This is a genomic window from Agrococcus sp. AC640b, from assembly GCF_979255995.1.
The window spans coordinates 177,182-202,523 of record NZ_CEEDMM010000020.1; the positions used below are offsets into that span (position 1 = coordinate 177,182).

A 25,342-nucleotide genomic window follows, 5' to 3' on the forward strand; every position below is an offset into this window, starting at 1 on the left:
CGCCGTCCGCGTGCGGCTGCTGCGGCGCCTCCGGCAGCCGCCCGCGCGAGGCGCTGAGCAGCGGCTCGCCGCCGTCGACGAACGGCAGCTCGTCGACGTGCAGCGCGTGCAGCAGCAGCCTCACGCCGAAGAAGCGCCTGCCGTCGATCGTCGTCGTGAGGCAGTCGCCGTCGTAGGCGTCGGAGATGGGCAGCACACGGCGCACGAGCCGCATCGCACGGCTGTCGGTCGGGTCGGAGTCGTGCGAGGCGAACGCCTGCCGCCATGCGACGAACAGCAGCAGCGCGCCGAAGACGGAGAAGATCCACGAGAGGTTCTCGATGAGCGCCGCGCCGATGGCGATGAACCCGCCGCGCAGCGCGAGCGCGATGACGATGCCGATGAGCAGCACCTTCTGCTGGGACTCCCTCGGCACCGCGAAGGCGCTCATGACGAGCAGGAGCACGAAGATGTCGTCGACCGACAGCGCCTTCTCGGTGAGGTGGCCCGCGAAGCACTCCCCGCCGAAGCCCACCCGGACACCATCCCGGCGCCGACGCCGAACAGCAGCGCGAGACCGATGGAGAACGCCGACCAGCGCGCGGCCTCCCCGATGGAGGGCTCGTGCGGCTTGCGCACGTGCGCGAAGAACGCGAACACGAACAACGCGATCGTGACGGCGATCGTGATGACGGCCATGGCAGCGGGCGACGCCGGCGCGGGGTGCGAGACTCGGGTGCATGCCAGCCCATGACGAGGTCGACGAGATCATCGCGCAGTGGGTGCGCGTGCGCCCCGACGCCGACGTCGCCCCGTTCGCGGTGCTGTCGAGGCTCACGCGCCTCGCGCGCAGGCTGCAGCGCGTGCGCGCCGCAGCGTTCGCCGACGCGGGCCTCGAGGCGTGGGAGTGGGACGTGCTGGCGGCGCTGCGCCGTGCCGACGCCGCGCTCACCCCGAAGGAGCTCATCGCGCAGACGATGGTGACGAGCGGCACGATGACGAACCGCATCGACGGCCTCGTGAGCCGCGGCCTCGTCGAGCGCATCGCGAACGACGCCGACCGCCGCTCGACGCGCATCCGCCTCACCGACGACGGGCTCGACCGCGTCGACTCGGCCCTCGACGCGCTGCTCGACGCCGAGCATCGGCTGCTGGGCGACATGAGCCACGACGACCGCAGCCGCCTCGCCGAGCTGCTGCGGGTCATCGGCGAGCGGCTCCAACCGGTCGCCGACGTGCCGTAGTGGAGCGCGCAGCGCGCAGGCTGCGACGGACGTCCGGCGACGGATGCGATGCTGGCGGCGTGGATCGTCCGGCATTCGAGGCCCGAGGCTCGTTCCGCGAGGTCTTCGCGTCGCGGTTCGCCTTCGTGCTCGCCATGCTCGGCGCCGTCGTGCTGGGCGTCGGCATCCTCGTCGGGCCCGTCGGCGCGGTCCTCGGCATCGGCAGCACGTGGGTGCTGACCTGGCAGTGGCTGCGCCTGCGTCGGCTGCGCCTCGTCGTCGACGCACCCGGACCCGCAGCGTGCCTGCGACACGGTCGCGACGGCACGCAGACGGTGCCGCTCGCCGACGTCGCCGGTGGCGTCGTGCATCGCACGGCCGGCACGACCCACCGCGGCATGCGCACGGGCGCCGACATCGAGCGCTGGCTCGTCGTCGATCACGACGGACGAGCGCTGCTCCACCTCGACGGGCGTGGGTTCTCGGCAGCAGACCTCGCCGCCGCGAGATCGAGCATCGGCGGCGCGTGGATGTCCGACCACGAGGCGCTCGCGCGCAGGCTGCTGCCCGACGACGCGCCCGGGTACATGCGACGTCCGCGGGCGGCCGCGACGGCCGCGCTCGTCGCCGTGCCCGTCACGATCGCCGTGCTCGTCGGGATCGGCGTGCTGCTGGCGCAGGTCGGCACGCCCGCCTTCGTCTGGCCGTGGTGGTGAGCGTCGCGAGGTGACGCAGAGCGGGCCGCCGAGGGAGCATTCCCCTCGACGGCCCGCTCTGCGTCATCCCGCGCCCGCGTGGCGCGCGTCAGTAGCGGTAGTGGTCGGGCTTGAACGGGCCCTCGACCGGCACGCCGATGTAGCGCGCCTGACGGTCGGTGAGCGTCGTCAGGCGCACGCCGAGCGCATCGAGGTGCAGTCGGGCGACCTCCTCGTCGAGCGCCTTCGGCAGCACGTGCACGTCGGTGGCGTACTCGGCGGAGCGCTGCGCGAGCTCGATCTGCGCGAGCACCTGGTTCGAGAACGAGTTCGACATCACGAACGACGGGTGGCCGGTCGCGTTGCCGAGGTTCATGAGGCGCCCCTCGGAGAGCACGAGGATCGACCTGCCGGTCGGCAGTCGCCACTCGTGCACCTGCGGCTTGATCTCGACGCGCTCGGCGCCCGTGGCCGCGAGGCCCGCGATGTCGATCTCGTTGTCGAAGTGGCCGACGTTGGAGACGATCGCGAGGTGCTTCATGCCGAGCATGTGGTCGGTGGTGAGCACGTGCTCGTTGCCGGTCGTCGTGACCCAGATGTCGACCTCGCCGAGCACGTCCTCGACGCGGGCGACCTGGTAGCCGTCCATCGCCGCCTGCAGCGCGCAGATCGGGTCGATCTCGCTCACGATCACGCGCGCGCCCTGGCCGCGCAGCGACTCCGCCGCACCCTTGCCGACGTCGCCGTAGCCGACGACGAAGGCGACCTTGCCGCCGATGAGCACGTCGGTGGCGCGGTTGAGGCCGTCCGGCAGCGAGTGGCGGATGCCGTAGCGGTTGTCGAACTTCGACTTCGTCACGGCGTCGTTGACGTTGATGGCGGGGAACAGCAGCTGCCCGTCGCGCGCGAGCTCGTACAGGCGGTGCACGCCCGTGGTGGTCTCCTCGGTGACGCCGAGCAGGCCGTCGGCGATGCGCGTCCAGCGTCGGTCGTCGGCGGTGATGGAGGCCGTGAGCACGGCGTCGACGACGCGCTCCTCGTCGCTCGCGTCGTCGGGCGTGACGGGCAGGCGTCCCTCCTGCTCGAGCGTGCGGCCGCGGTGCACGAGCAGCGTCGCGTCGCCGCCGTCGTCGAGGATGAGCGTCGGGCCGTCGTCGAAGGCGAAGATCTGCTGCGTGCAGGCCCAGTACTCCTCGAGCGTCTCGCCCTTCCAGGCGAACACGGGCACGCCTGCGGGCGCGTCGACCGTGCCGGTCGGGCCGACGACGACGGCGGCCGCCGCCTCGTCCTGCGTGGAGAAGATGTTGCACGACGCCCAGCGCACGTCGGCGCCGAGCGCGACGAGCGTCTCGATGAGCACCGCCGTCTGCACCGTCATGTGCAGGCTGCCCGCGATGCGCTGGCCCGCGAGGGGCTGCTCGGTGGCGTAGCGCTCGCGCAGCGCCATGAGGCCCGGCATCTCGTGCTCGGCGAGGCGGATCTGGTGACGTCCGGCCTCGGCGAGCGCGAGGTCGCGCACCTGGAAGTCGAGTCGGCTGGCTGCATCCACGGTCATGCACCCATCCTCCCACCGCGCCATCGTCCGCCACGACCCCGTGGCGGTGCGGGCGGACTCGTGCGTGGGTCGCGTGGCCTCGCCCTATGCGCGGATGATGCCCAGCGCCGCGTCGCGGACGCGCTCCATCGTCTCCGCCTCCTCCGCCTCGACGTTGAGCCGCAGCAGCGGCTCGGTGTTCGACGGGCGCACGGAGAGCCACCACGAGCGGTCGTGGGCGGTGATGCCGAGGCCGTCGAGCTCGTCGAGCTCGCCCTGGTGCGCGAACGCCTCGACAACGCGCGCGTACGCGGCGGGCACGTCGGCGACGGTCGAGTTGATCTCGCCGGAGGCGTGGTACGGCGTGAAGCGGCCGGCGAGGCTCGACATGGTCTCGCCGGACGCGCCGAGCTGGGCGAGCACGTGCATCGCAGCGAGCATGCCGTTGTCGGCGCCCCAGAAGTCGCGGAAGTAGTAGTGGGCGCTGTGCTCGCCGCCGAACACGGCGTTCGTGCGCGCCATCTCGGCCTTGATGAGGGAGTGCCCGACGCGCGTGCGCACCGGCGTCGCACCCGCGCCCGCGATCGTCTCGGGCACGATGCGCGACGAGATGAGGTTGTGCAGCACGACGACGTCGGTCTCGCCTGCCGCCTGGACGCGACGGATCTCGCGAAGCGCGACGATCGCGGAGATGGCAGACGGCGACACGGCGGCGCCGTGCTCGTCGACGACGAAGCAGCGATCGGCGTCGCCGTCGAACGCGAGACCGAGGTCGGCGTCGTGCTGCACGACGGCGGCCTGCAGATCGACGAGGTTCGCAGGCTCCAGCGGGTTCGCCTCGTGGTTCGGGAAGGTGCCGTCGAGCTCGAAGTACATCGGCACGATCTCGAGCGGCAGCGCCGCGAGCCCCGCGTCGGTGCCGAGCACGGCGGGCACGGTCATGCCTGCCATGCCGTTCGCGGCGTCGACGACGATCTTCAGCGGACGGATGCCCGAGAGGTCCACGAGCGAGCGCAGGTGGGCGGCGTAGTCGGCGAGCACGTCGCGTTCGACGAGCGAGCCCGGTGCGTCGACCTGCGCGATGCCGCCCTCGAGGAAGGCCGCGGCGCGGTCGCGCACGGCGGCGAGGCCCGTGTCGAGGCTCATGGACTGGGCACCCGCACGCGAGAGCTTGAGGCCGTTGTAGGCGGCGGGGTTGTGCGAGGCGGTGAACATGATCGCGGGCGCTGCGAGCGTGCCGGAGGCGAAGTACGACTCGTCGGTCGAGCACAGCCCGATGAGCACGACGTCGCCGCCGCGCGCACGGATGCCGTCGGCGGCGGCCGCAGCGAGCGCAGGCGACGATGGCCGCATGTCGTGGCCGACGACGATGGGGCTGCCGGTGCCGACCTCGTCGGCGAAGCCGGCGCCGAGGGCGCGAACGACGTCGGGCGTGAGCTGCCCGTCGACGAGCCCGCGCACGTCGTACGCCTTGACGATGCCGTGGAGGGTCGAAGCGTCGGTCATGATCGGTCCTTCGGGCGTCGTCGGGCTCGGGCGAGCAGGTGCGTCGCGGCGCTCACGCGTCGCTGCGGTGCTGCACGATCGTCCACCCGGCAGGCGGCTGGATGCGGGCCGCGTGCATGTCGCACAGGTCGTAGCCGCCGTCCTGACGCGCATCGAGCAACGGGCCGATCGCCATCATCCGGTCATCGTAGTCGTACGTGAGGGTGCGATCTGCGTAGCCCCGGCACGTGGGTCGCGAGCACAGCCTGCCGTCCATCCGGTCCACGCTACTCGTAGGATCGAGGCATGGCCCGACTCCGCTCCCGACGACGCCACGACCGCGGCCCACGGTCGTCGCTCGCTGGGCCGGTGCTGCCGCTGCTGGAGTCGCGGCAGACGCGGTTCGAGGACGTCGCGGCCGACGCGGCCGAGCATCTGCTGGGACTGTGGCCGGACGAGCTCGCCGGCGTGCGGTTCCGCTGGGCCGACATGCCGCCGTCGGAGACCGCACCCGTCGTGCAGGAGGTGCCGCAGTGGTCGGTCGACCACCGCGAGCGGACCATCACTGTGTTCCGGCTGCCGATCCAGCGACTCGTGCACCTGCACGTCGACGACGACTGGCATCGCAGGGTCGCGATCGAGTCGTGCGTGTTCCGGGCCGCCGCGGAGATCATCGGCCGCGAGCCGTGGGAGGTCGCGCCCGATCGGTACCGGCACCACTGAGGCGGCGGTCCGCGCGCGCATGGCGAGCGGTCAGAGCAGGACGTCGAGGCCGCTGCGGGCCGCTGCCGGTGGCGTGATGCCGTAGCCGGCGATGCCGTCGGACCCCGAGGAGGTGACGGCTGCGACGATCCCGTCGCCGACGATCGTCGTGATCCCCTCCTGCACGGGCAGCGTGCGCAGGCCGTTCGGCTCCAGCTCGATCTCCTCGCCGGCGACGACGACGGTCGCTGGCTCGTCGGTGACGTTGAGCACGTGGAGGCTGGTGCCCTGCCCGGGCGCGATCGCCACGGCCGTCTCCCCCTCCAGCGGCGTCGTCGCCGCGGCGACCCAGTCGAGGTCGACGGCGTCGCCGTCGACGCGCACCTGCCTGGCGCCTGCGACGATCGGCACGTCGGACTCGATGCGGAACGCGTAGGTGCCGGCTGCGAGGCCGGACAGGTCGATCTCCTGCACCTCGCCGCCGACGAGGTCGAGCGTGGAGTCGATCGGCTCGTCGCCGTCGGCGATGGTCGTGATGGTCGCCTGCGTCGACTCTCCTGCGAGCACCCGCAGCGACGGGACCGCGTCGGCGAAGCCCTCCTGCGTCTGCACCCCGGAGGGCTCGCCGACGACGACGCCGGGGATCGCGACGCTCGTCGCGGCCTGCGTGGGGTCGACGAGATCGACGCCACCGGGCTGCAGCGTGCGCACGACGGTGTGCTGGAGGTGCGCGGAGACGGGGCCGCCGGACGCGGCGACGTGCACGACGGGCGCGGCGATGCCGGGTGCGAGCGACGCGAGGTCGAGCGTCTCGACGCTGCCCGCCGCGATCGCGACGCCCGTGGAGCCGACGGCCTGCACCTCGCCGTCGACGCCGAAGATGCGCACGTCGACGGTCGTGGCGGCCCTGCCCGGGTTCGCGATGGTCAGCAGGGAGGTGCGACCCGTCGTCGTCGCGCCACCGACGAGCCACTGCGAGGTCGACGGCGCCGTGCACTCGCTGGCGGCGGCGCCGCGCGCGACGTCGCTCGCGACCGTGAGGGACTCGGCACCGGCGGCGTCGAGGCCGCGCAGCACGGTGGCCGCGGCGTCGACCGCGTCGACCGCGAGGTCCTCGCGCTCGTCGGCTGCGGTGACGAGCGTCGGCTCGGCGAGCACGCCCACGGCGGCCGCGTCGCCGCTCGCGTCGCCGATGCCCAGCAGCGGACCGGCGCAGATGCGCGTGTCGTCGGGCGCGTCCGGCACGACGGACTCGACGCGCGGCGACGCCGTCACGCCGGGCAACGACGGCCCCGCCAGCACGGCGAGCACCCCGATCGCGATCGTCGCGATGCCTGCTGCCGCACGGACGCCCCACAGCCCCACGGTGCGCGGCTGCAGCGCGCGAGCGCGTTCGGCGGCCTCGTTCGCCGCAGCCTCGCGGTCGGTGGCGGTGACGTCGGTGGCGAGGTCGACTGGCTCGGCGGTGGTCTCGTCGACGGGCTCGTGAGCCGAGGCAGCCGCATCCGTCGACGCCGGCTCCTGCGCGTCGATCTCGGGGTCGTGTGCCGTGCGATCGTCGTCGCGGTCGTCGCTCATGCCCAGTCCTTCACGATCTTCGCGCGCCGCGACCGCCCGCGCGCCCCGCGCCGCGCGGACGGCAGGGCGAGCACGATGGCGGTGGCGAGCGCGAGCAGCTGACCGCCGAGCAGCACCCATGCGGCGGGCGTCGTCGCGGCGGGCTCTGCGACGTCCGCGTCGCGCTGCCACAGCAGGCCGACGGTCGTCTCGCCGATCTCATCGAGCTCGTCGCGCTCGGCGAGGCTCGAGTCGGCGACGTCGGCGAGCGACGCGTCGCCGTCCGCCAGCAGCACGTAGCGCACCGACCAGTCGTCGAGCTCGGCGGCGACGTCGCCCCCGCCTGCCACGAGGTCCGCGGCGACGATCGCGAGCTCGGCGGCGCCGGGGCCGACGCCGGAGGTCGACACGAGGGTGGATGCGTCGGTGAGCGTCGCACCGCCTCCGCGCTCGATGCGCGCCGCGATGACATCCTCGCCGACCGGCGTCACGACGAGCGTGCCGACGCCGGGGTCGACGAGCGCGTCGGCGACGACGAACGCGGGCAGCGCCCGCTCCGGCGCTGCGACGAGCACGGGCGAGAGCATGCCGAGCACGACGAGCGGCGCGGCACCGAGCGCGGCCGCGAGCGTCACGAGCGACGTCGGCACGCCGGCGCGCACGTCGAGCACCGATGCGGTGCGGGTCGCGGCGGCGACGAGGCCGAGCAGCATGACGCTGACGCCCGAGCCCGCCCAGAGCGCCACGGCCGCGGCGCCCGACGAGGCCACGGCGACGTGCGACTGCCAGACGGCGGTCGCGAGGCCGAGGGCGGCGAGCGCGATCGGCACGAGCGCACGAAGACGCAGGAAGGGTGCCGCGACGGCCATGAGCAGCAGCGGCGCGGCGAGGCCGATCGCGAGCCACCGTGCCTCGATGCCGAGCGCGTCGCCGACGAACCCGATGCCGCCCAGGTCGCCGGAGGGCATGCCCAGCAGCAGCTGCAGCGGCGTCGGCTGATCGCTCGCCAGCGGCACGCCGGGGTCGGCGAGGGCGGCGAGGGGCGTGCCCGCGAGCCACTGCCACACGAGCGTCGGACCGGTGACGAGCAGCGTCGGCACGATCGCGGCGAGGATGCGCGGCGAGCGCCAGTCGCGGACCACGAGGGCGAACCAGCCCACGAGCACGACCGGCAGCAACGACGGCGCACCCGCGACGACCGCTGCGGTCGCGAGCGCCGCGCCGCCCGTCGCCCGCCAGGAGCCTGCGGCGCCGAGCGCGCACATGGCGGCGACCGGCAGCAGCACGTGCGCGACCACGGCACCGAGCCTGCCCTCGTGCACCGATGCGAGGAGCGTCGGCGCGAACGCCCACACGGCGGCCGCGACCGTTGGCATCCACCTGCTGGTCGTCAGCGACCGCACGAACGCCCAGCCCGCGACGGCCGACAGCGGCGCGGCCGCCAGCAGCAGCAGGATCACCGCGGTCGACGGCGCCCACGGCGTGAGCGATCCGAGCACCGCCAGCAGCAGCGTGAAGCCGTCTGCCGGGCCGACGACGTCGCCGACGCCGTCGCGCACGCCCCACGTCGCATCTGCCCAGAGCCCGGCGACCGACGCGTCGAGCGGCAGCAGCGCACCCCCGGCGAGGGCGCCGGACCCGATGAGCGGCGCGAGCACGAGCACCGAGACGACGGCTGCGAGCGCCGCGACCCACAGCGCGGCGCCCTCGACGAAGCCGACACGCTCGTCGGCGACGCGGGCGTTGTGGTCGACGTCGTCGCCGATGCGCTGGCGGTGCTCGCGCAGCGCCCGCCACGACACTCGCAAGCCTCGCAGGTCGCGCCACGAGGCCACCTTCGCCCGCCGGATCCGCGTGCGCGCACGTGCGACGCGGTCGACCCGCGCGGCGGCGGAGGCCGCGGCCACCCACTCGGCGGGGATGCTGCCGGGGCGCTTGGCGAGCACGTGGGCGATGGAGCGCACGAGCGCGAGCGGCAGCAACGCGAGCCAGTGCAGCGGCAGCAGCACCGGGCCCGCGTAGGCGAGCCTGCGGTGCAGCTGCGCCGAGCGGGCGATGCGGGTGCGGCGTGCGTCCGACACGCGACGCAGCCGGAAGTGCTCGGGGCCGCCTGCCCTGCGCACGCGAGCGGCGGGCTGCAGCGCGACGCGGTGGCCCGCGAGCCTGGCGCGGACGCCGAGGTCGAGGCCTGCGTCGATGCTCGGGAGGGCAGGCTCGAGGCCGCCGAGGGCGTCGTAGACGTCACGTCGCACGAGCACGCCGGACTCGGCCACGCCGAGCGCGTCGGCGTCGCCGTCGTGCTGGCCCTGGTCGAGCTCGCCGTCGTGCAGGCGCACGCTGCGGCCCAGCGGCGTCATGGTCTGCCCGTACTCGGCGAAGGTGTCGGGCTCGGCGGCGCGCATGACCTTCGGGCCGACGACCGCGACGCTCGGGCTCGTCTCGACCGTGCCCAGCAGCGCCTCGAGGGCGCCCGGGTGCGGCAGCGCGTCGTGCGCGAGCAGCCAGAGCCAGTCGCCCTCCTGCGCTGCCGGCAGCGCGCGCACGCCTGCGGCGATGGCCTCGCCGTACGACGCGGTGGCCGGGGCGTCGACGAGCTGCATGTCGGCGGCGGTCAGCAGGGTGCGCGACGCGTCGCCGCTGCGCGCGTCGACCGCCACGACGCAGTGGGGCGTCGTGCGCTGGGCCGCGAGGGCGTCGAGGGTCCGGGGAAGGTAGTCGGCCCCGTTCCTGACGGCGAGCACGACGAGGACACGCTGACGCACCCGGCAAGGCTAGGCACCGTCGGCGCATGTTGGCGGGAGGGCGTGCGGTGCGGCGCGAAGTCGGCCGCGACGGCCGGGCGCGGAGCGTCGTGGAGCGGGTGTCAGCCGCGACGCAGGGCGCGCGCTGCAGCGCGGCTCGCGCGCACGATGGGCTCGCGCTCGACGTCCTCGAGCCTGGCCTCGGCGGCCACGGCCCGCTCGTGCGCGCTGGCGGCCTGCTCCTGCGCGTCGGCCACGGCTCCGTCGAGCGCGAGCCGCTCCCGCCGCGCGTCCTCGCGCGCATCGTCGAGCGCCTCCTCGAGCTGCGCGATCCGCTGCTGCGCAGCGTAGAGGCGGGTGTTGCGGTCATCGACCTCGTCGCGCAGCGCCACGATGTCGTGCTGCGCCTCGACGTCGAGGGGCGAGAGCAGGGTCGCCGTCTCGCGCAGCCGTGCGATCTCCGCGTCGTCGAACGGCTCCGCGTCGGCGAGGGCGGCCGCGAGCAGCTCGGGTCGCACGGGGTCGATCGCGAGCGCGGTGGCGACGGCGTCGTCCGCGGTGAAGCCCTCGGCATCCAGGTCGGCGCTCGTCGGCATCCGCAGCGCGAGGAACGGCAGCAGCACGCCAGCGCGCAGACGCCGCCAGTCGCGCATGCCGTGGTGGTTGGCGCTGGGTCGCAGCTGCGGGTTCGCCTCGTAGCCGCGCCCCATGTTCTCGGTCTTGCGCACCGCCTGCGCCGCGGAGCGCCACGGCAGGTGCAGCACCTCGAGCGCGAGCCCCTCCGGCACCTCGCCCCGCTGCTCGATCGAGGTGAAGTGGTTGCCCTGCGCGACCTCGACGCCCGGGTCGCCGACGTGGATGGCGTTGGGTGTGGGATGCGCGAGCACGCCCGCCGCCTGCAGCGCCTCGAGCGTGCGCTCGTCGCGCAGCCGCAGCCTGCGGATGCCTGCGCCGGAGGCGGCGATGGGCCCGACCATGTTCACGACGGGCACGGTGAACGCGCCCAGCGACGTCGGCATCTCGGCGAGCACCTGGGCGACCGTCGCGGAGCGGTCGACGGGCAGCAGGAACTCGTCCGCGTCGCCGTTGACGACCCAGGTGGCGCCCATGCGTGCGGCATCGCGCGCCATGCCGGTGACGACGCTGGCCTGCTGCTTGCGGTGCTCGGGGTCGTGGCGCACCGTGATGGGTGCGTGCCGCGCGTACTCGTCGAGGATCTCGCGCGTGCCGTCGACCGAGGCGTTGTCGGTGACGATGAGGTGGTCGAACCCCTGGGCGAGGTGGTGCTCGATCGTGGCGGCGATGATGTCCGCCTCGTCGCGCACCATCATGGTCATGACGAGCATGCGCTCAGCCTAGAGCCGCGGATCGCTCCACGACGATCCGACGCCGCGTCACGCAGAGCGGCGCAGCTTGCGGCGCTCGCGCTCCGACAGCCCGCCCCAGATGCCGAAGCGCTCGTCGTTCTGCAGCGCGTACTCGAGGCACTGGGCGCGCACGTCGCAGCCCTCGCAGATGCGCTTGGCGTCGCGCGTCGAGCCACCCTTCTCAGGGAAGAAGGCCTCGGGGTCGGTCTGCGCGCACAGCGCGTCGACCTGCCACGACAGCTGCCCCTCGTCCTCGACCTCGATCGGTGCGGTGCGTCGCAGCGGGGATCCCGGGACGCCGAGCTCGACGGGATCGACGAACCAGTCGTCGGGAACGATGCGGCGGTTCGAGTCGCGCATGCGGTGCTCCAGTTCCCTGATGACGCCGCTCGGCCTGCGGCGCGTTGGGGACAATTACACCGTTGTGATTCGCTCGCGTCAAGTCGCGGACTCTACAACTCTCCACCCACGCTGGAGGGACGCCACGCTCACGGCGTGTCGCGCAGCTCCATCGCGAGCCATGCATCCACGCCCTCGACGCGGATCGCCTCGGGCGCGTCGGCGTACGCCGCCTCGCCGCGAGCGAGGGTCAGCCGCTCGCCTGCGACCTCGACGACGGTCGGTGCGGCGGCGAGCACGATCGCGCACGCCGCGGGGCCGGACTCGTGGGCACCCTCGACGTGCCGCAGCTCGAACGGCGCGGCAGGCCGGTACGCCGTCGCCCCCTGCAGGGCCAGCGGATGCAGCATCGGGTCGTCGACGGGCGTGACGTCGACGACGCGCAGCAGCTCGTCGACGTCGACGTGCTTCGGCGTGAGGCCGCCGCGCAGCACGTTGTCGCTCGCCTCCATGAGCTCGATGCCGAGACCGGAGAGGTAGGCGTGGAGGTTGCCTGCCGGCAGGAAGACGCCCTCGCCCGGCGCGAGCGAGACGCGGTGCAGCATGAGCGCCGTCGCGATGCCTGCGTCGCCCGGGTAGTCGGCGTGCAGGCGTGCGACGGTGTCGGCGGCGCCCGCGTGCTCCGGCGGCAGCGACCCCGCGGCGTCGACCACGCCTGCCACGACCGCGTCGACCGCCTCGCCGCCTGCGAGCAGCCACGCGAGCGCGTCGCGGGTGGAGCGGCGCACGAGCATCGCGAACGGGCCCACGCGCTGATCGATCGTGGCGAGGGCGTCGAGCACCGCGAGCGTGGCCTCGGTCGGACGGAAGCCGGAGAGCGCCTCGAAGGGCGTGACCGCGACGATGAGCTCGGGCTTCGAGCGCGGGTCCTTGTAGGAGCGGTGCGAGGCGTCGAGCGACACGCCCGCAGCCTCCTCCTGCGCGAAGCCCGCCTGCGCCTGCGCCGTCGACGGGTGCACCTGCAGCGACAGCGCATGGGCCGCCGCGAGCACCTTGAGCAGGATGCCGGGCTGCGCGGCGCCCGCTGCGGCGAGCGCGGCGTCGAGGGGCGTGCCGTCGTCGAGACGGGCGGGCCACGCGGGGTGGGCGCCGAGCCACAGCTCGGCCTCGGGCGCGCCAGAGGCCGCCGTGCCGAGGTAGTCGGCGAGGAGCGTCTCGCTGCCCCACGCGTAGTCGCGCACCACGTTGGCGATGCGCGCCAAACGGACCGTCGGCGTGCCGTCGCTCATGGGGCCGACGCTACAACACCACGGTGGACGCATGGCGGCGATGCGTAGGCTGCGATCCGTTCGTGCGCCGAAGGAGACCCATGACGCTCACCCCGCTGCCCAGCGACTTCTACGGGATGGAGGCCGACCTCACCCCGCAGGAGCAGTCCTCGATCGCGCATCTGCGCGAGACCGTGGAGGCGATGCGCCCCCTCATCGCCGAGCACTGGCATGAGGACCGCTTCCCGATGGAGGTCATCCCCGCGCTCGCCGAGACCGGCGTGCTCGGTCACTCGTGGCCCGAGACCCGCGGCTTCGAGAACTCCGCCGTCTACCGCGGCTGGGCCGCGCTGGAGATGAGCAGGGTCGACGCGTCCATCTCGACGTTCGTCGGCGTGCAGAACGGCCTGGCGTCCGGCTCGATCGCGGTGTGCGGCTCCGACGAGCAGCGCGCGCAGTGGCTGCCAAGGCTCGCCTCGGCCGAGGTGCTCGGCGCGTTCGGGCTCACCGAGCCACTCTCCGGCAGCGACTCGGCACGCGGGCTGCGCACGACGGCGCGGCGCGATGGCGACGAGTGGGTGCTCGACGGCGCCAAGCGGTGGATCGGCAACGCCACGTTCGCCGACATCGTGATCGTCTGGGCCAAGGACGTCGAGGACGGCCAGGTCAAGGGCTTCATCGTGCCCACCGACTCCGCCGGGTTCAGCGCGTCGAAGATCGAGCGGAAGATCGCGCTGCGCATGGTCGAGAACGCCGACATCGTGCTCGAGGGCGTCCGCGTCCCCGAGTCGCTGCGTCTGCAGCGGGCAGCGTCGTTCCGCGACACCGCGAAGGTGCTGCGCCTCACGCGAGCCGAGGTGGCATGGTCGGCCGTCGGCGTCATGGCAGGTGCCTACGAGGCGGCCGTCGCGTACACGCAGGAGCGCGAGCAGTTCGGCCAGCCCATCGCCGGCCACCAGCTCGTGCAGGATCTGCTCGCGAGGTCGCTCGGCGCCATCACCGCGTCGATCGCGCTGTGCGTGCAGGTGTCGAGGATGCTCGACGAGGAGCGGCAGGAGGATGCCCACTCCGCCCTCGCGAAGGCGTACACGACGGCACGCATGCGCGAGGTCGTCGGCTGGTGCCGCGAGGTGTGCGGCGGCAACGGCATCGTCACCGACTACGACGTCGCACGGTTCTTCGCAGACGCCGAGGCGCTGTACTCGTACGAGGGCACGTTCCAGATGAACCAGCTCATCGTGGGTCGGGCGATCACGGGGCGGGCCGCGTTCGCCTGAGCACGTAGGCTCGAACGCATGAGCGAGTCGGAGCTGGCGTCCCTGCGCGCCGAGAATGCGGCCCTGCGAGCCGAGCTGTCGCGCCTCGAGCGCGACCGGGCCACGGAGCGGGCGACGCTCCGCAGCGCGCAGGCGCGCACCCTCGCGCTCCAGGCCGATCTCGACGAGGCGCACGCGCACCTGGGTGCGCGCGTGCGCCTCCCGGTCCGCGTGTACCGCAAGGGACGCAGGACCGCCGGTGCCGTGCTGCGTCGCGTCGGCCTGCGGAGGGGTTGATGCGGCTGTCGAACGTCGACGCGGTGCGCCGCACCGGCGTCTTCTTCTTCTACGACGCCGACGGCGTCGCCGACGAGACGGTCTTCACGCTGCTCGACGGCGTCCTGCCGCACCTGACCAGGCTCGTCGTGGTCGTGAACGGCGCGCTCGGCGACGCCTCGCGCGCCAGGTTCGAGTCGCTCGGCGCCGACGTCGTCGTGCGCTCGAACGAGGGCTTCGACTCGTGGGCGTACAAGACGGCCATCGAGCACGTCGGCTGGGACGAGCTCGCCGAGACCGACGAGCTCGTGATGTTCAACTTCACGATCCTCGGCCCCGTCGCCTCGTTCGCCGACATGTTCGTCGACATGGATGCGCGCGACCTCGACTACTGGGGCATCACCGTGCATCACGGCGCCCCGTTCGACCCGTGGGGACTGCTCGACCAGCCGTTCCTGCCGTTGCATCTGCAGTCGCACTGGATCGCCGTGCGCCGGTCGATGCTCGCGTCGGAGGTGTTCCGGGCCTACTGGGACGACCTGCCCGCCATCCCCGACTACGCGCACGCCGTCGCGAAGCACGAGGCACGCTTCACGCAGCACTTCGAGCGCATCGGGTTCACGTGGGACGTGTTCGTCGACACGACCGACCTGCTGACCACGACGCTCTACCCGCTCAACTCGCTGCCGGTCGAGATGATCAGGCGCGGCTCGCCGATCGTGAAGCGCAAGACGCTCTTCGCGGGCGTCGCGAGCGTGCTCGACGAGCACGCGACGACGAACGCCCGCGAGCTCTACGACCATCTGCGCGCGACGGGCGCCTACGACGTCGCCGTGCTCGACGCGCACCTGGCGCGCTCCGCCGACCAGCGCGAGACCCTCGAGACGATGCACGACTGGATCGTGCTGCCCGATGCGCCGCCGTCGGCGTCGCGCACGGTCGCGATCGTCGAGATCGGCGACCGGCTGCCCGAGCGCATCGCGCTCGCGCGCGCGAGCGCACATCGCGTGGTCGTCGCCGGGTCGCGCGGTCGCGTCGAGCAGGTGCGGGGCCGCGCGGATGCCGCCGAGCTGCTCGACGGCGTCGACGTGCTGCGCGTCGTGCACCACCACGTCGAGGCCGTCGCGCTCGTCGACGAGCCGATCGTGCTGCTGCTCGGCGTCGACGGGTTCCCCATGGATGCGCCGCTGGGCATCGATGCGAGCTCGCGACGCGACGCGATCGCCGCCTCGCTCGCGCTCGGCCGCGGCGGCGCGCCCGCCGCGTTCGACGACGAGCCTGCGCTCGGCATGCTCGTCGCCCCGCCCGCGCTGCACCGCGGATGGTTCGGCAGGCTCGGCCACGAGGGCGCCGCGACCGGCGAGCAGCTCTTCGCGCTCGGCATCCGCAGCCGGTCGTCGGCGCCGGTGCGTCCGGAGGGGGCGACGGCGTGGGTGCGGCGCGACGGGCTCGCGACCCTCGCAGGCAGCATCGCGGGCTCGCGCGAGCGGCTCTCGATCGACGCGTGGGGCGACGCGATCGCCCTCGCGGTGCAGGATGCCGGGCTGCGTCCGCGCATCGCCACCACGACGGCGAGGGCGCAGACCGACCTCGCGGTCATGCACGCGACGCTGCGGCGCATCGTCGGCGCCCTCGGCGCCGGCGACGACGAGGCGCTCTCGCAGCTGCTCGCACGGCTCGCCGACTAGGGCAGCAGCGCTGCGAGCTCGCGCGACCACAGCGGTGCGAGCAGCGTCGACATCGTCGTGGTGAGGTGCGACGACGGCGAGTCCTGGTACACGACGACGTTGCCGAGCACGCTCGCGCACGCGTCGGCGTCGCAGAACGGCGCCGCGAGGTCGATCGTCGGCACGTCGTGCTCCGGCCCCCACGTCAGCTGCGTCGACGGCAGCGCGTCGAGCGCCTCGGCACGGGGCGTCGTGCACGCCGCCGCGGCGACGGGGTCGCCTGCGGAGGCGTCGACGCACGCGAACGTCGACGGCGGATGGAAGGGCACGTCGGCGGCGAGCACGAGCGGCAGGCCCGCATCGAGCATCGCCTGCCACGAGTCGGCCACCACGGCGGGCTCGAGGTACGTGTCGCGGAAGCCGGAGGCGACGACGAGGTCGTAGTCGCCTGCGACGAGGTCGGCGAGGATCTGCTCGCCACCCGTGCAGCCCTCCACGAGCACGGCGTCGCAGCTGCGCCCCACGAACGTCTCGACGCGCCACCCCTCCTGCTCCCCCGCCTCGACGATGCCGGGGATGAGGTGCGCGGCGTGGGAGTCGCCGACGACGGCGATGCGCACGTCGGCGTCGTCCGCGCCGTAGGTGCACGACCGCGGCCCCAGGTGCTCGTTGTCGAAGCAGTCGTACATGAGCGAGCGATCGTCGCCGCGGCCGGCGATGGTCGGCACGAGCGGCACGTCGGGGTCGGCGGGTGGGAGCGCGTCGAGCGCCGTGCCGTCGACGCCGCCCGCCGCGAGCGCGTCGTCCGCGGCCGCCGCTGCCTCGGCATCGGCCCTGTCGATCGCGACGAGGCTCGAGCCGGCGAGGCCGACGACCACGACGACGCACGCGGCCCCCAGCGCGAACGCCCGCCACGAGCTGACCCTCCACACGCGGCCGTGTCGGAAGGGACGCTCGACGAGCACGGCGCCGACCCCGGCGAGCGCGAGCGTCGCCGCCACGATCGCGACCTTCGTCGACGCCGTCAGCTCGGATCCGATCGCGAACGGCACGAGCACGATGAGCGGCCAGTGCCACAGGTAGATCCCGTACGAGACGTCGCCAGCCCACACGACAGGCCGCAGCCTGCCGAGCGCCGCAGGCGACCACCAGCGGTCGTGCTCGCCGCCCACGAGCCACAGCATCGCGGCGGCGACCGGGAGCACGGCGGCGACGCCGGGGAACGGCGTGCCCTCCGGCAGCCACAGCGTCGTCGCGACGACGATGAGGAGCGCCGCCCACGACGCCGCCGCGCGCCACGCACGCGCGCGGGTCGTCGCCGGCATCGCCCCGCCGTCGTACGCGACGACCGCGAGCGCAGCCCCGGCCGCGAGCTCCCACGCACGAGTCGTCGTCGCGAAGTACGCGGGCCCCGGCGCGAGCCAGGTCTGCAGGATGCTCGCGGCGAACGACGCGACGAGCACGACGGCGATCACGACGCGCACCGCGTCGCGCGCGACCAGCGGTCGGGCGCTCGCGCGTCGACCGCGGACGCGCGTCGCGATCGCCACGGCAGCGAGCAGCAGCAGCGGCCACGCGAGGTAGAACTGCTCCTCCACCGAGAGCGACCAGAAGTGCTGCGTCGGCAGCGGCTGCTGGTCGCGCGCGAGGTAGTCGACGGCATCGGATGCGAGCATCCAGTTCTCGACGGACAGGATCGATGCGATCGCGTGCCGCATCGCGGGCGCCACCTGCGACGCTGGCGCCCAGGCCAGCACCGCGAGGATCGTCGCGACCAGCACGACGACCGCGAGCGGCAGCAGCCGCCGCACGCGGTTCGCCCAGAACTCGACGGGGCGGATGCCCTCCGGCGACTCCGCCTGCCGCAGCAGGTGGGTCGTGATGAGCAGGCCGGAGACGACGAAGAACACGTCGACGCCCACGTAGCCGCCGGGGAAGCGGTTCGGCCACAGGTGGTAGAGCAGCACGACGCCGACGGCGACGGCGCGCAGCACCTGGATGTCCCGGCGCAGGGGCCGGGGCGCGTGGGACGTCACCGCCTCATGCTCTCATCGCGGCAGCGCCGGAGGCTGCGCGCGCCCACCGCCCGGCCGGGCCCGTCAGGCCCGCAGGATGCGGCGCACCCGAGCCATCGCACGGCCGACGCCCCACCCCGCGACCTTCGTGAAGGCCTCGCCGATGATCGCGCCCGACATCTTCGACACCCCGGCCTCACGCTCTCGGAACGCGATCGGCACCTCCACGATGCGCCCACCGACATCGAGCGCCTGCAGCGTCATCTCGACCTGGAAGCCGTAGCCCTGGCTCGCCACGTCGCCGAGGGGGATCCGGCGCAGCAGGTCGGCGCGGTAGGCGCGGAATCCGGCCGTCATGTCGCGCACGCCCGTGGCCAGCACGACACGCGCGTACAGGTTGGCGCCGCGGCTCAGCAGCTCGCGTCGCCACGGCCAGCCGACGACGGAGCCGCCGCGCATCCACCGCGAGCCGATCACGAGGTCGGCGCCCGACTCGATGTGCGCGAGCATCGCGAGCAGCCGCTCCGGCGGGTGGGAGCCGTCGGCATCCATCTCGACGAGCACGTCGAAGCCGCGCGCGAGCCCCTCGGCGAAGCCCGCGAGGTATGCGGCGCCGAGACCGTCCTTGCTCGTGCGATGCAGCACCCGGATCCGCGGGTCGCTCGCGGCCATGGCGTCGGCGAGCGCCCCCGTGCCGTCCGGGCTCGCGTCGTCGACGACGAGCACGTGCACGTCGGGGGCCGCGGCGAGCAGACGCTCGACGGTGCGCGGCAGCGACTCGACCTCGTCGTAGGTCGGGATGAGCACGAGCGTCGTCACCGATGGGCTCCTTCTGGGCGGACCGCTGCACCGTACACGACGGAGGTGTCCACTCGGCCACGCCGGGACGAGCATGCCGTGCCCGCATGCCACGATGGTGCGATGAGCGAGCGGACGGGCACGGTGCTGTCGCTCGTCGCCGTCACCGTCCTCGCGCTCGGCGACGGCATCCGCTACCTCATCGGCTACCCCGCGTGGGGCGTGCTGTGCGGCGTGGCCGCGGTCGTCGTCATCGTCGCGCTCGTGCGCGCCCGCGTCCGCGTGCTCGCGCTGCCCGTGCCGCTGCTGGCCCTCGTCGTGCTCATGCCGCTCTCGGCGGCGTGGGCGATCTCGGCGCCTGCGACGCTGCTGGGCTCGGCGATCCAGCTCGCCTTGATCGCCGCGGGTCTCCTGCTGGCGACGCTCGAGCGCGACCGCATGCTCGCGCTCGTGCACGGCGTCCTGCAGGGCGTGCTCGCGGCATCGATCGTCTTCGAGCTCGCCGTCGCGACGCTCGTGCGCGGCCGGCTCTATCCGCTCGCACCGCCCCCGGGCGCCGACTACGCGGACGATCCGCCCGCCGCGCTCGCGTGGTCCAGAGGGCTGCTGCTCGACGGCGGCCGCATCCAGGGCCTGCCAGGCAACGCGAACCTGCTCGCGATGCTGGCGCTCGTCGCCCTGATCGTCGCGTGCGGCCTCGCCATCGCCGGGCGCCTGCGCGCATGGCCCGCCTGGATCGCGCTCCCCCTCGTCACGCTCGCGCTCACCCGATCGGCGACCGTGCTCGCCGCGGCCGCGGTCGTCGGCGCTGCCGCGCTCGTGCTGCTCGCATGGCGCAGGCTCCACGCGCATCGACGCATCCTCGTCGTCTCGCTCGTCGGGCTCGTCGTCGTGGGCGTCGGCGTCGTCGCCGTCGCGCGCACGACGCTGCTGTCGCTCGTCGGTCGGGATGCCGACCTCACGGGCAGGCTGGACATCTGGAGCGCCGTGCTCGACCTGTGGTCGTCGAGTCCCGTCGTCGGCGTCGGATGGCTCGGCTACTGGCAGCCGTGGGTGCCGCCGTTCGACCGCCTCGCGGTGATCGACGGCGTGCCGTACCTGCAGGCGCACTCCGTCGTGCTCGACGTGCTCATGCAGCTCGGCATCGTCGGCCTGCTCGTGTGGATCGCGCTGCAGGTGGTCGCCTTCTCGCGCGCCGGGAAGGCGCTCGCGGCGACGCAGGGCCGCGAGGCCGCGCTCGCCGCCGTGCCCGTGCTGCTGCTCGTCGCCCTCGTCGCGCAGGGGCTCGCCGAGTCGCGGCCGCTCATCGAGCTCGGCTTCGTGCTGCTCGTGGCGATCGTCGTGCGCAGCGCGCCCGTGCACAGCGCACCCGTGCGTGCGAGGGTCGAGGCGAGCCCGTGAGCCGTCTCGTCGACGCGGTCGAGCACGTCCTGGGTCAGGCGCGCGTCATCCAGGCGCTCGCGACCGTCGTCCTCGGCACGGCCGTGCTCGCGCCGTTCATCGTGCGCGCGTCCGGCTGGGCGGGGCTGGCGGGCATCCTCGCGGTGCTGCTGCTGCTGTGCGCCGGCTCGCTGTGGTCGATGCGCCTCGAGCTCGAGGTCCGGCACGTGCCCTTGACGCTCGCGGCGTTCGTGGCGTTCGCCGTGCTCACCATCGCGTGGTCGCGCTACCCGCTGGCGGCGCTCGGCGGCGTGCTCGAGCTCGTCGCGTTCGCGCTGCTGGGCGCGTACGTGGCCCTCACGCGCGACATCTCGCAGATCGTCCGCGCGTTCGGCGGCGTGCTGCGCGTCGTGCTGCTCGGATCGTTCGCGATCGAGATGCTGCTCGGCGTCGTGCTCGACATGCCGCTGCAGGCCATCGGCGTGCACGGCAACCTGCTGCGCCTCGGCCCCATCCAGGGTCTGATGGGCAACGCCGAGCTGCTCGGGCTCGTCGCCGTGCTCGCGATCGTCACGTTCGTCGTCGAGCTGCGCATGCGGTCGCTGCCGCTCGTGCCCGCCCTGACGTGGATCGCAGGCGCCGTCGGCACGCTGCTGCTCACGGGGTCGTCGATGGCGCTGGCGCTGGCGATCGTCGCCGCCGCCGCGTACGGCGCGCTCGCGTTCATCCGCGCGGCGCCACCTGCGCTGCGCACGAGCAGGCAGGTCGCCGTCGTCATCGCCGCCGTCGTCGCCGGCATCGCCGTGTACGCGGCTCGCTGGCCGATCGTCACGGCGCTGGGCGGCACGACGGAGGCCTTCTACCGCCTCGACGTGTGGCGCCAGGTGCTCGCGCTGCAGCGCCTGCAGTCGCAGTGGCTCGAGGGTCGCGGCTTCGTCGGCAGATGGAACCTCGACGTCGCCCCCTACAGCGAGATCGCGAACGTGCAGTCGCGGCAGGTCGTCGACGCCTCGAGCGCGTGGATCGACGCGCTCGTGCAGGTCGGCGCCGTCGGCTTCGCGCTGCTGCTGCTCGCGCTCGTCGCGGCAGCGGGACGGTCGTGGCTGCTCGCGTCGCGCAAGCGCTCCGTCGTCTACGTGTGGCCTGCGCTCGTGCTCGCGATCATGATCGTCTCGGGGTTCGCCTCGAGCGTGCTGCTCTACGAGCTCGGCTGGCTGCTCGTCGTCGTGTGCGCCGTGAAGGCATCGCACCAGATCTCCTGGCGGCACGCGCTCGACCCCGGCCGCTGACGGTCGGCCGCGAGCGGTCTAGGATGGGAATCCATGACTGCGCAGCATGTGATCGTGACGGGAGCCGCCGGCTACGTCGGCCGGCACGTCGTGACCGCCCTCCTCGACGCGGGGGCCTTCGTCACCGCGGTCGTGCGGCCGGGTCGCGGCGGCCGGGTCGACGAGCGGGCGAGCATCGTCGAGCTCGATCTCCTCGATCCCGCGACCGACCTCTCCGAGCTGCTCGAGCCACCGGCCGACGCGCTCGTGCACCTGGCGTGGGAGGCGGGCTTCGCGCACGACGCACCCCAGCACCTGCTGCGCCTGTCCGACCACTTCCGCGTGCTCGACGCGTTCTCGCGCGCAGGCGTCGGCCGCATCGCCGCGCTCGGCACCATGCACGAGGTCGGCAGGCACGAGGGCGCCATCACGGCGGACACCCCCACCGACCCGCTGTCGCTGTACGGCATCGCGAAGGACGCCCTGCGTCGTGCCGTGCTCGCCCACATCGCGCCGACGACGACGGTGCAGTGGCTGCGCGCCTTCTACATCCTCGGCGACGACCGCGAGAACCAGTCGATCTTCACGAAGCTGCTCGAGACGGCCGCGGCAGGCAAGACGACGTTCCCGTTCACGAGCGGCGCGGCGCAGTTCGACTTCATCCAGGTCGACGAGCTCGGACGGCAGATCGCGACGGTCGCGCTGCAGGACGAGGTGCACGGCGTGCTCAACGTGTGCTCGGGCGAGCCGGTCGCGCTGGGCACGCAGGTCGAGCGCTTCATCGAGAGCCACGGGCTCGACATCACGCTGCAGTACGGCGCGTACCCGGATCGCCCGTACGACTCGAAGGTCGTCTACGGCGACGCGACCGAGATCCGAGCGCTCATGGCGGCCGCCTCCTCCTGACCCGCAGGCGACGCACGACGAAGGGGCCAGCAGCCACCGGCTGCTGGCCCCTTCGTCATGCGTGCGCTACTGCGTCCAGGTCGCCCCCGCGGGGATCGCGGCGAGCACGGTGGCGTCGACCGACGTGATCTGCGGGTTCGCACCGCCGAGACGCTGGAGCGCGGCGCCGCCGAGCCAGTGCCGCTGGCCGGCCTCGACCCAGTAGACGCGACCGTCGGCGCCGCGGATGATCTGCGTCGCAGCCTGACCGGTCGGCACGACGCTGCAGGCCCCCGTGAGCTGCGTGAACGCGGCCGCGGGGAACTGCGCGCGCACCTGCGCCGACATCGGCAGCAGCCTGCCTCCGGAGGCGACGTAGCCGGTGGATCCGCACACGACGAGCGACGACGGCAGCGTGCCGGGCGTCGGGAACGCGGCGATCGCCTGGTTCGGCACCTGCGTGCTCGCCGTGCCCAGACCCATCGACGTCGACGTGGCGAAGCTGCCCAGGTGCAGCAGTCGCGTGCCGTCGACGATCCACACCTCGCCGCGACCCGGCGTCGACAGCAGCCTGCCGGACGGGTACACGGGCTGCACCCACGGCCCCTGCCCGATCGCGGCGGGCGCACCCGCCGTGAGGCGCACGCGATCGTTCGTGCCGCCGACGGACGCGTACGTCGCGCCAGAGTCGATGTAGCGCAGACGGCCGTCGTCGGCCATGTACGTGCGGCCGGACGGGTCGTATGCGAAGACGCCGGCGGCCTGCTGCGAGATCGTCAGGCGCGAGCAGAGGGACCCGAGCGCGAGGTGCGTGCGACCCCACTCGGTGCGCACGCTCGCCGAGGCGTACGGCATGAGCTGCCCGCTCGCGGCGAGGTACGACGTGCCGTTGCACTGCACCCCGTAGTCGTTCAGCACGCCCGTGCGGCTCGCGAGCCCGTTCACGATGCTCTGCGACACCTCGGTGATCGACGTCGACAGCCCGAGCGCCGTGACGATGTCGAGGCTCGCGACGTGGATGCCGTTGCCGCCGGACATCAGGTAGACCGCGCCGCTCGGGCCGCGCACGAGCGTGCCGTCGGCGTAGCTCGACCGCTCGGGGATGCCGTCGAGGACGCCGCGGGCGACGATCCACACCGTCGACGGCACGCCCTGCTGCGCCTGGATCTGCCGGTAGTGGTCCTGGTTCTGCACGTGGAGCCGCGTGCCGTTCGCGACGAGGAACCACTGCGAGGCGCCGTACTCGGTCGCGAAGTGCGGCGCGGTCGCGGTCGCGCCCGCGGAGGGCAGCGAGGCCGCGGTGCCGTCGGGGACTCGCGTGAACGGCAGTCCGCCGTACTCCGACTCGCGCACCCGCAGCATCCCGCCGTCGGCGATGACGTACGCGCCGGACGAGTCGGTGAACCGCACAGGCAGCGTGCCGGCCGTCGCAGGCAGCAGCCGGAGCGACTCGGCGGTGAAGGCGGGTGCGAACCACAGGAACCGCAGGCCGATCGTGGCGCCGGGCGCGCCCCACACGCCCGACGACGTCTGCAGCCTGTACGTGGAGTAGTCGGCGCTGCGCACGACGTCGCCCTGACCCATCACGGGGGCTCCGACGGGGAGGTGGTCGATCGCGCCCGAGCTCAGGGCCGTCGTCGACGTCGAGTACCCGAACTGCGGGGGCACGTCGAGGTCCGACAGCTGCCTGCGCGTCGCGCCCTGGATGAGCCAGTTCGAGCCGTCGGCGATGCGCACGGTCGCCTCCGCGTAGCCGCCGCCCGTGAGCCGCGTCCACTGGTCGGCGCTCACCTCGGGGAAGTCGCCGCAGCCGTACCCCCACGTCTGCAGGTCCGCGCACGTGCGGAACCAGTAGCGCGTGCCGGCGTCGACGAACGCGACGGCGCCCCCTGGACCGCGCACGACCCGGCCGAGGTCGGGGCCGGACGGGATGCCGTTCATCGTCGCCGACGTCTGGTTCTGCACGCCGCCCAGCGGGTGGTACTGCGCGAGCATCGTCGTCGAGGGCACGTAGAACTTGCGCCCGTTGGCGACGAGGTAGATCTGACCGGTCGCGGCGTTGCGCATGAACGCGGGCGCCTGCGCCTGCGTCGGGTCGCCGAACCAGTCGGTCCACATCCGCCACGTGTTGCGGTTGCCGTACGACGAGCACGCGTCGCCCGTGCCGTACAGGTTGCCGAGCGCGGCTCCGTTGGGCTGGTACGGCGTGTAGTTGTAGAGGCCCGCGGTCGCCGCGTTGCGGATGTACACCCTGCCGGTGCCGCAGGCTGCGTTCGGGTGATAGAGCACGTTGTTCCACGCGCTCGGCTGGTGGTTGTAGCTCGTGGGGAAGCGCGCGTAGACGTTGAACTGCCGCGCTGCGTAGTACACCTGGTAGAAGAACCCGCCGTACGACGAGTCGCACGGCGCGGTGTCTGGGCACGCGAAGCCCGTGGCGCGGTCGAACTGGCGCTGCGTCGGGTTCGGGTCGGTGACGAGCGACTGCTCCTTCTGCAGCAGCACGAGGAGGTAGCGCTGCGAGATGTTGCACGCAGCGCCGATGCGGGCGAGGATGCTCGCCGCCGACTCGTTCGCCTGTCCCTGGATGCCCTGGCAGTAGGCGTTCGCCGCCATCGTCGGCGTGTTCTGCCGGTAGCCGGGCAGGCACGTGTAGCCCGAGTCGCAGCGCGACAGCTGGCCGTCGAGGAACGACTGCACCTGCTGGGCGTTCATCGCGTCGCCGTCGTAGAAGTTCTCGTCGCTGATGATGTGGCCGGCCTGGAAGGCCGACCCGTCTGCGGCGACCGCCTCCTCCGTCGCGGGGCTCCCCACGACCATGAGGACCGAGGCGAGCGTCGCGAAGACGGCCATGGCGGCGATGGCGATGCGGGGCGCCCGGACATGGCCGTGCTGGCGGCTCCTGCGCAT

At 73.4% G+C, this 25,342-nt stretch carries 20 protein-coding genes and 1 pseudogene; 9 read left to right on the top strand and 12 right to left on the bottom strand.

The genetic code is table 11. The features are described from left to right. Window positions 1-55: 55 nt before the first annotated feature. A pseudogene (locus tag ACZ6H8_RS09515) lies at window positions 56-678 on the bottom strand (TerC family protein); the annotation flags it as partial. A gap of 41 nt (window positions 679-719) precedes the next feature. Between ACZ6H8_RS09515 and ACZ6H8_RS09520 the strand changes: the two are divergent. Both ACZ6H8_RS09520 and ACZ6H8_RS09525 read left to right on the top strand, forming a co-directional pair. Continuing rightward, a complete protein-coding gene (locus tag ACZ6H8_RS09520; RefSeq protein ID WP_464146536.1) occupies window positions 720-1,223 on the top strand; it encodes a MarR family winged helix-turn-helix transcriptional regulator in 504 nt (167 codons plus the stop codon). 59 nt (window positions 1,224-1,282) lie between these two features. Beyond that, the gene (locus tag ACZ6H8_RS09525) at window positions 1,283-1,918 is read left to right on the top strand and encodes a hypothetical protein (protein WP_464146537.1); all 636 of its coding nucleotides are present in this window, start codon (window positions 1,283-1,285) and stop codon (window positions 1,916-1,918) included. Between the two features lie 88 nt (window positions 1,919-2,006). On the opposite strand, the gene ahcY is transcribed toward ACZ6H8_RS09525, so the two are convergent. The 3 genes from ahcY to ACZ6H8_RS09540 form a co-directional block, all read right to left on the bottom strand. Then, the gene (gene ahcY, locus ACZ6H8_RS09530) at window positions 2,007-3,452 is read right to left on the bottom strand and encodes an adenosylhomocysteinase (protein ID WP_464146538.1); all 1,446 of its coding nucleotides are present in this window, start codon (window positions 3,450-3,452) and stop codon (window positions 2,007-2,009) included. Window positions 3,453-3,536: 84 nt separating this feature from the next. After that, a complete protein-coding gene (locus ACZ6H8_RS09535) occupies window positions 3,537-4,937 on the bottom strand; it encodes a phosphomannomutase/phosphoglucomutase (protein WP_464146539.1) in 1,401 nt (466 codons plus the stop codon). A 52-nt stretch (window positions 4,938-4,989) separates the two neighbouring features. Then, window positions 4,990-5,193: a DUF3499 family protein gene (locus ACZ6H8_RS09540; RefSeq protein ID WP_464146541.1), complete on the bottom strand. Its 204-nt coding sequence runs from the start codon at window positions 5,191-5,193 to the stop codon at window positions 4,990-4,992. A gap of 29 nt (window positions 5,194-5,222) precedes the next feature. On the opposite strand from ACZ6H8_RS09540, the gene ACZ6H8_RS09545 reads away from it, so the two are divergent. Next, window positions 5,223-5,639 (top strand): metallopeptidase family protein, encoded by a 417-nt coding sequence (locus ACZ6H8_RS09545; protein WP_464146543.1) that lies wholly within the window; start codon window positions 5,223-5,225, stop codon window positions 5,637-5,639. Window positions 5,640-5,669: 30 nt separating this feature from the next. On the opposite strand, the gene ACZ6H8_RS09550 is transcribed toward ACZ6H8_RS09545, so the two are convergent. The 5 genes from ACZ6H8_RS09550 to manA form a co-directional block, all read right to left on the bottom strand. After that, window positions 5,670-7,196, bottom strand: coding sequence for a DUF5719 family protein (locus ACZ6H8_RS09550; protein WP_464146544.1), 1,527 nt, complete (start codon window positions 7,194-7,196; stop codon window positions 5,670-5,672). Further along, the gene (locus tag ACZ6H8_RS09555; protein ID WP_464146546.1) at window positions 7,193-9,937 is read right to left on the bottom strand and encodes a glycosyltransferase; all 2,745 of its coding nucleotides are present in this window, start codon (window positions 9,935-9,937) and stop codon (window positions 7,193-7,195) included. The genes ACZ6H8_RS09550 and ACZ6H8_RS09555 overlap by 4 nt, the downstream gene beginning before the upstream one ends. Window positions 9,938-10,038: 101 nt before the next feature. Next, the gene (locus tag ACZ6H8_RS09560) at window positions 10,039-11,262 is read right to left on the bottom strand and encodes a glycosyltransferase family 2 protein (RefSeq protein ID WP_464146547.1); all 1,224 of its coding nucleotides are present in this window, start codon (window positions 11,260-11,262) and stop codon (window positions 10,039-10,041) included. A gap of 48 nt (window positions 11,263-11,310) precedes the next feature. Next, a complete protein-coding gene (locus ACZ6H8_RS09565; protein WP_464146548.1) occupies window positions 11,311-11,643 on the bottom strand; it encodes a WhiB family transcriptional regulator in 333 nt (110 codons plus the stop codon). Window positions 11,644-11,771: 128 nt separating this feature from the next. Beyond that, complete coding sequence (manA, locus tag ACZ6H8_RS09570; protein ID WP_464146550.1) at window positions 11,772-12,911, bottom strand: mannose-6-phosphate isomerase, class I; 1,140 nt, start codon at window positions 12,909-12,911, stop codon at window positions 11,772-11,774. Between the two features lie 80 nt (window positions 12,912-12,991). Between manA and ACZ6H8_RS09575 the strand changes: the two genes are divergently transcribed. From ACZ6H8_RS09575 to ACZ6H8_RS09585, 3 genes are read left to right on the top strand one after another with little or no spacing between them, the layout of a single operon-like run. Continuing rightward, window positions 12,992-14,167, top strand: a complete 1,176-nt coding sequence (locus tag ACZ6H8_RS09575; RefSeq protein ID WP_464146551.1) for an acyl-CoA dehydrogenase family protein — start codon at window positions 12,992-12,994, stop codon at window positions 14,165-14,167. An 18-nt stretch (window positions 14,168-14,185) separates the two neighbouring features. Next, on the top strand, window positions 14,186-14,443 hold the full coding sequence (locus ACZ6H8_RS09580; RefSeq protein WP_464146552.1) for a hypothetical protein: 258 nt from the start codon (window positions 14,186-14,188) through the stop codon (window positions 14,441-14,443). Continuing rightward, entirely contained in the window at window positions 14,443-16,110 is a 1,668-nt protein-coding gene (locus ACZ6H8_RS09585) for a rhamnan synthesis F family protein (RefSeq protein ID WP_464146553.1), read from the top strand. Before ACZ6H8_RS09580 ends, ACZ6H8_RS09585 begins: the two co-directional genes overlap by 1 nt. On the opposite strand, the gene ACZ6H8_RS09590 is transcribed toward ACZ6H8_RS09585, so the two are convergent. Both ACZ6H8_RS09590 and ACZ6H8_RS09595 read right to left on the bottom strand, forming a co-directional pair. Beyond that, entirely contained in the window at window positions 16,107-18,125 is a 2,019-nt protein-coding gene (locus ACZ6H8_RS09590; RefSeq protein ID WP_464146554.1) for an acyltransferase family protein, read from the bottom strand. The two genes, ACZ6H8_RS09585 and ACZ6H8_RS09590, sit on opposite strands and share 4 nt — an antisense overlap. 63 nt (window positions 18,126-18,188) lie before the next feature. Next, complete coding sequence (locus tag ACZ6H8_RS09595) at window positions 18,189-18,923, bottom strand: polyprenol monophosphomannose synthase (protein WP_464146555.1); 735 nt, start codon at window positions 18,921-18,923, stop codon at window positions 18,189-18,191. Window positions 18,924-19,025: 102 nt separating this feature from the next. Here ACZ6H8_RS09595 and ACZ6H8_RS09600 point away from each other — a divergent pair, with 102 nt between their 5' ends. From ACZ6H8_RS09600 to ACZ6H8_RS09610, 3 genes are read left to right on the top strand one after another with little or no spacing between them, the layout of a single operon-like run. Continuing rightward, window positions 19,026-20,303, top strand: coding sequence for an O-antigen ligase family protein (locus ACZ6H8_RS09600; protein WP_464146556.1), 1,278 nt, complete (start codon window positions 19,026-19,028; stop codon window positions 20,301-20,303). Further along, window positions 20,300-21,571, top strand: a complete 1,272-nt coding sequence (locus tag ACZ6H8_RS09605) for an O-antigen ligase family protein (protein WP_464146557.1) — start codon at window positions 20,300-20,302, stop codon at window positions 21,569-21,571. The genes ACZ6H8_RS09600 and ACZ6H8_RS09605 overlap by 4 nt, the downstream gene beginning before the upstream one ends. A 33-nt stretch (window positions 21,572-21,604) precedes the next feature. Further along, a complete protein-coding gene (locus ACZ6H8_RS09610) occupies window positions 21,605-22,456 on the top strand; it encodes an NAD-dependent epimerase/dehydratase family protein (protein ID WP_464146558.1) in 852 nt (283 codons plus the stop codon). A 66-nt stretch (window positions 22,457-22,522) separates the two neighbouring features. On the opposite strand, the gene ACZ6H8_RS09615 is transcribed toward ACZ6H8_RS09610, so the two are convergent. Next, entirely contained in the window at window positions 22,523-25,342 is a 2,820-nt protein-coding gene (locus tag ACZ6H8_RS09615; RefSeq protein WP_464146559.1) for a hypothetical protein, read from the bottom strand.

Bases quoted from the DNA above. Each gene is read 5' to 3' on its own strand.
- ACZ6H8_RS09580 (WP_464146552.1), top strand. From the start codon at position 14,186: ATGAGCGAGTCGGAGCTGGCGTCCCTGCGCGCCGAGAATGCGGCCCTG.
- ACZ6H8_RS09615 (WP_464146559.1), bottom strand. From the start codon at position 25,342: ATGCGCAGGAGCCGCCAGCACGGCCATGTCCGGGCGCCCCGCATCGCC.
- ACZ6H8_RS09600 (WP_464146556.1), top strand. From the start codon at position 19,026: ATGAGCGAGCGGACGGGCACGGTGCTGTCGCTCGTCGCCGTCACCGTC.
- ACZ6H8_RS09610 (WP_464146558.1), top strand. From the start codon at position 21,605: ATGACTGCGCAGCATGTGATCGTGACGGGAGCCGCCGGCTACGTCGGC.
- ACZ6H8_RS09535 (WP_464146539.1), bottom strand. From the start codon at position 4,937: ATGACCGACGCTTCGACCCTCCACGGCATCGTCAAGGCGTACGACGTG.
- ACZ6H8_RS09575 (WP_464146551.1), top strand. From the start codon at position 12,992: ATGACGCTCACCCCGCTGCCCAGCGACTTCTACGGGATGGAGGCCGAC.
- ACZ6H8_RS09520 (WP_464146536.1), top strand. From the start codon at position 720: ATGCCAGCCCATGACGAGGTCGACGAGATCATCGCGCAGTGGGTGCGC.
- manA (WP_464146550.1), bottom strand. From the start codon at position 12,911: ATGAGCGACGGCACGCCGACGGTCCGTTTGGCGCGCATCGCCAACGTG.
- ahcY (WP_464146538.1), bottom strand. From the start codon at position 3,452: ATGACCGTGGATGCAGCCAGCCGACTCGACTTCCAGGTGCGCGACCTC.
- ACZ6H8_RS09585 (WP_464146553.1), top strand. From the start codon at position 14,443: ATGCGGCTGTCGAACGTCGACGCGGTGCGCCGCACCGGCGTCTTCTTC.
- ACZ6H8_RS09565 (WP_464146548.1), bottom strand. From the start codon at position 11,643: ATGCGCGACTCGAACCGCCGCATCGTTCCCGACGACTGGTTCGTCGAT.
- ACZ6H8_RS09560 (WP_464146547.1), bottom strand. From the start codon at position 11,262: ATGCTCGTCATGACCATGATGGTGCGCGACGAGGCGGACATCATCGCC.
- ACZ6H8_RS09545 (WP_464146543.1), top strand. From the start codon at position 5,223: ATGGCCCGACTCCGCTCCCGACGACGCCACGACCGCGGCCCACGGTCG.
- ACZ6H8_RS09550 (WP_464146544.1), bottom strand. From the start codon at position 7,196: ATGAGCGACGACCGCGACGACGATCGCACGGCACACGACCCCGAGATC.
- ACZ6H8_RS09540 (WP_464146541.1), bottom strand. From the start codon at position 5,193: ATGGACGGCAGGCTGTGCTCGCGACCCACGTGCCGGGGCTACGCAGAT.